This is a genomic window from Nonomuraea aridisoli (assembly GCF_003236395.1).
Classification (GTDB): domain Bacteria; phylum Actinomycetota; class Actinomycetes; order Streptosporangiales; family Streptosporangiaceae; genus Nonomuraea; species Nonomuraea aridisoli.
In genome coordinates this window covers 1-4,224 of the sequence record NZ_POUD01000449.1, presented here as the reverse complement: position 1 = coordinate 4,224, position 4,224 = coordinate 1, and the positions used below count along the sequence as shown (strand labels likewise).

The window sequence follows — 4,224 nt, the reverse complement described above, 5'->3', positions numbered from 1 at the left end:
GTCCGGGCGAGGGCACGGCGGCGGGCCGCGCGGGGCGGAGTCCGGGTGGCGGGATCAGCGACGTCGAGCGGGAGTTCCTGGAGGCGTCGCGGCATCGAGGGCGCCGGCGTTCGCTCATCGCCAGAGGGGCGATCGCCTCGCTGACGGCGCTCGTGCTCGTGGCGGCGGCGGGGGCCGTCGTGGCGCTGGTGCGCGGCGGTCAGGCGAGCGGCCGCGCGGCGGAGGCGGCGGCGCAGCGCGACCAGGCGCTCTCCCGGCAGGTCGCCGCCTCGGCCAACGCCGCGCGCGACACCTCGCTCGGCGCGCAGCTGGCCCTGGCCGCCTACCGCCTGTCGGCCACCCCGGAGGCCAGAGGGGCGTTGCTCGGCTCGCTCTCCCGCCCGGCCGGCGGCCGGATGATCGGCCACACCGCCCCCGTCCAGCAGGTGGCCTACCGCCGCGACGGCCGGGTCGCCGTCACCGCCTCCGGCGACTCCACCGCCCGGCTGTGGAACGTCACCGACCCGCTGCGCCCGGCGAGCCTGGGCGTGGTGAAGGGGCACACGGGCGGCGTGGCCGCGGCGGCGTTCAGCCCCGACGGCCGGGTGCTCGCGACCGGGTCGGCCGACGGCACGGCCCGTCTGTGGGACGTCTCCGACACGGCCGCGCCCCGCGCCTTGGCCACGCTGAAGGGCCACGAGGACGAGGTCGGCTCGCTGGCGTTCAGCCCGAAGGGCGACGTGCTGGCCACCGCGTCGCGAGACGGCTCGATGCGGTTGTGGGACGTCGCCGAACCGGCGCGCGCCCGCCAGGTCGCCGTCCGCGACCAGGAGACCGGTCCCGCCCGGGTGGCCTACAGCCCCGACGGCAGCATGGTCGCGCTCACCTCCGCGGCCGGCACCGTCACGCTGCTCGACGTGCTGACCCCGGCCCGACCGGCGAGCCTGGCCGTGCTGACGTCCGGGCAGGGCGGGGTGCGCGGCGTGACGTTCGCGCCGAACGGCCTGCACCTGGCCACCTCCTCCGGCACCGGCGCGGTCGAGTTGTGGGACATCACCGCGGCCAAGCTGGTCGGCACGGCGCGCGGGCACGGCGACCCCGTGGACGACATCGCCTTCAGCCCCGACGGCGGCGTGCTGGCCAGCGCCTCCGCCGACGCCACGGTCGGCCTGTGGAGCGTGGCCGATCCGCAGGCCCCGGAGCTGGTCGCGTCCCTGGCGGGTTTCCCCGACGCGGTGACCGGGGTGGCGTTCAGCCCGAACGGCCGGCACCTGGCCACCTCCTCCGCCGACGGGATCGCCCGGCTGTGGAACGCCGCCGACGCCGCCCGCGTCGCCCCGCGCGCCCGGCTGGCCCGCCACACCGGCGCGGTGGGCGCGCTGGCGATCGACAAGGCCGGCCGCGTGCTCGCCACCGCCTCCGACGACAGGACCGTACGCCTCTGGGACGTCTCCGACCCCGCGGTGAGCACCCCGCAGTCGACCCTGACCGGGCACACCGGCCACGTCACGGCGGCCGCGTTCAGCCCCGACGGGCGCCGCCTGCTGACGGCCTCGCTCGACCGCACCGCACGCCTGTGGGACGTCGCCGACCCCGTGGCCCCGAAGCAGCTCGGCACCCTGACGGGGCACACCGACGGCGTGCGCACGGCCGCCTACAGCGCCGACGGCCGCATGGTCGTGACGACCGGCCGCGACGGCAGGACGCTGCTGTGGAACGTCGCCGACCCGGCCGCCCCGCAGCGGGTCGCGGCGCTCGGGCAGAGCGACGCGCGGGTGAGCGCGGCGGTGTTCCGGCCGGACGGCCGCGTCGTCGCCGTCGGCTCGGGCACCTCGTCCGTACGGCTGTGGGACGTCTCCACCCCGGCCGAGCCGCGTGACCTGGGGTCGTTCGCCGCCCACACCGGCGGTGTGCTCGACCTCGGCTTCAGCCGCGACGGCAAGAAGCTGGCCACGGCGTCGTCCGACGGCGGCGCGCGACTGTGGGACGTCAGCCGTCCGCAGAGCCCGAAGCGGCTGGCGGACCTGCCGGGGCACACCGCCGGCGTCTCCGCCGTCGCCTTCGGCCCCGACGACCGCACGCTCGTCACGGCCTCCCGCGACGCGACCCTGCGGATCTGGAACGTCGTCACCCCGGCCCGCCCGGCGTTGTGGGCCGTGTTCTCCGGCCGCGACGTGGTGCGCGACGTGGAGTTCGGCCCCGACGGCACGGTCCTGGCGAGTGCGTCCGGCACGGCGGCGCAGTTGTGGGGGCTGAACGTGGAGCAGGCGGCCGCGAACGTCTGCGAGGCGTCCGGCACGTCGATCACCCGCGCCGAGTGGTCCCGGTACGTCCCCGGCCGTCCCTACGCCCCGCCCTGCACCGCCGACTGAACGCTCACCGGCCGGTGGGGCAGGGGTGGGCGGCGTGCCGGTTCGGGCAGCAGATCACGCCGATGGTGACGAACCGCCCGCCCCGCAACCATTCGCCCCACTGGACGTCCACGCCGCGCGGCAGGAGGTCGCGGGCGTTCGCCAGCCGCTCGTCGAGGGGGACGCCCTCCGGGTGGAGCAGCGCCCCGCGCACCTTGCCGTACTCGGCAGCCAGCCACGCCACCGCCTCCTCGACGTCGTCGAAGCCGGCCGCGATCCGCGAGGCGGGCTTGGCCAGCCAGTCGCCCGTGAGCATCGGCGGCAGCGCCGAGGACCTGAACTCCGGCGAGGACGGCCTGCGCTCCTCCTCGTCGTCCCGGTCGGCACCCGCCCCCGTCCACCGGTACGCGTGCCAGTGCATGATCTGCGCCTCCTCAGCCCAGAACGTCATGCCCTCACTCGACATTACCGATCCACCCTGGGCCGTACCGGTAGCGTGGTGGCGTGGAGCTGCTGGAGCGGGCCCGTCCTGAGCGACGACGACCCGCCGCTCCTGCGCGTCTTCCGCACCGTCGTGCACGAGCGCTTCCCGGGCCGGGAGGCACCCGTCCAGGCGCGCAAGTTCACACTGCTCGCTCGCTGGGACGGCGGCCCCAGGGGGACGGTCATCGGCGACTACGTCCGCTTCACCGGCGTCCTGATCGCCGGCGGGGAAGAACGGGTCGAGGCGGCCGTCGAGTCGTTCACCGACTACCACGGTGACTGGCGGGGCACGCTCCGCGAGGTGCCCTTGCCGGCCCGCGCGCCGCGGTTCAGAGGGTGGCGGCGGAGGCGTGCAGGGTGAGGAGGGACGGGATCGACTCCGGCGGGCGGCGTCCGAAGCCGCACTCCGTGGCCACGCCGAACGCGCCGACGGCCGTCCGTGCCGCGTCGATGCGCCGTCGCGCGCCGTCCAGGCCGTCGGTCGCGTGGAGGAGCCCCAGGTAGAGGTCCGTGCCGGCGGGCAGCCGCAGGTCGCGCAGCGGGGCGAAGTACGCCGGGTCCGTACGGTCGATCGGGACGGGCAGGTGGATCCACGCGAGCGGCCGGGCGAGCCGGTCGGCCAGCGCGTTGGCGACGGCCACGAGACGGCCGGTGTCCTTGGGCTGCACGAAGTGGCGGTGCCCGCTGTCGCCGTAACACAGGTGGTAGCCGAGCTCCGCGCCCGCGGGGACCGCGTCGCCCAGGCGGGTCAGCCGGTCGAGGATGCCCTGTTCGAGGTCGGGCAGCCAATGGGGGAAGACGCCCTCCAGCATGCCGAACTCGACCGCCGTGTCCCACTGGATCGACAGCCGGTCGTGCGGGACGGTCTCGGCGATCAGCTCGAGCTCGCGCAGCATGGCCGCCTCGTACGCCGGCTCGACCGCGGCCTGCGAGCCGGGGTCGACGTACAGCCGTACGGGAGCCATCGGCGTCGGGAGGCTCACCTGGAAACGGAGGTCGGGCAGCACGCCGTCGTCGCGCAGGCGCTGGAAGACCTCCCAGGAGGCGCGCGCCGCCGCCGCGTAGCCGAGCGCGCCGAAGCTCAGCCGGGCCGGGTCGAACCCCTCGCGCAGCCGGAACTTCAGCCCTCGGGTGTAGCCGTCACGTTCCACCTCATCGGTGACGAACCCAGCGGTCCGCTCGAAGACCGCGCGCTGCCAGGCCGTCCAGCGGGCCCGTACCCCCGTCTCGCCGTCCGGGACGCGGCGCAGGTGATCTGCCAGCCGGGCCGCCACCGTACGGAAGACCTCCTCCGCGTCGGCGAGAGGAACGCTGCCGACGAGATGCACACCATGAATCGACATTCCACTCAAGCTATCCGATATCGGACAACACGCAGCGTCCCGCCGTGGTCTGTCTCTTAAACACATCT

Annotated in this window: 4 protein-coding genes; 2 read left to right on the top strand and 2 right to left on the bottom strand. The window is 75.4% G+C overall.

The annotated features are described in order from the left end of the window. Nucleotides 1-2,351, top strand: a 2,351-nt coding sequence (locus tag C1J01_RS46520; RefSeq protein WP_181449346.1) for a WD40 repeat domain-containing protein, incomplete at its 5' end; no start/stop codon positions are given. A 4-nt stretch (nt 2,352-2,355) separates the two neighbouring features. Here C1J01_RS46520 and C1J01_RS46515 read toward each other — a convergent pair. After that, on the bottom strand, nt 2,356-2,781 hold the full coding sequence (locus C1J01_RS46515; protein WP_146616001.1) for a hypothetical protein: 426 nt from the start codon (nt 2,779-2,781) through the stop codon (nt 2,356-2,358). 48 nt (nt 2,782-2,829) lie between these two features. Between C1J01_RS46515 and C1J01_RS46510 the strand changes: the two genes are divergently transcribed. Further along, nucleotides 2,830-3,174 (top strand): hypothetical protein, encoded by a 345-nt coding sequence (locus C1J01_RS46510; protein WP_146616000.1) that lies wholly within the window; start codon nt 2,830-2,832, stop codon nt 3,172-3,174. Here C1J01_RS46510 and C1J01_RS46505 read toward each other — a convergent pair. Further along, on the bottom strand, nt 3,143-4,156 hold the full coding sequence (locus C1J01_RS46505; protein ID WP_111185391.1) for a hypothetical protein: 1,014 nt from the start codon (nt 4,154-4,156) through the stop codon (nt 3,143-3,145). The genes C1J01_RS46510 and C1J01_RS46505 overlap by 32 nt on opposite strands. Nucleotides 4,157-4,224: the final 68 nt, after the last annotated feature.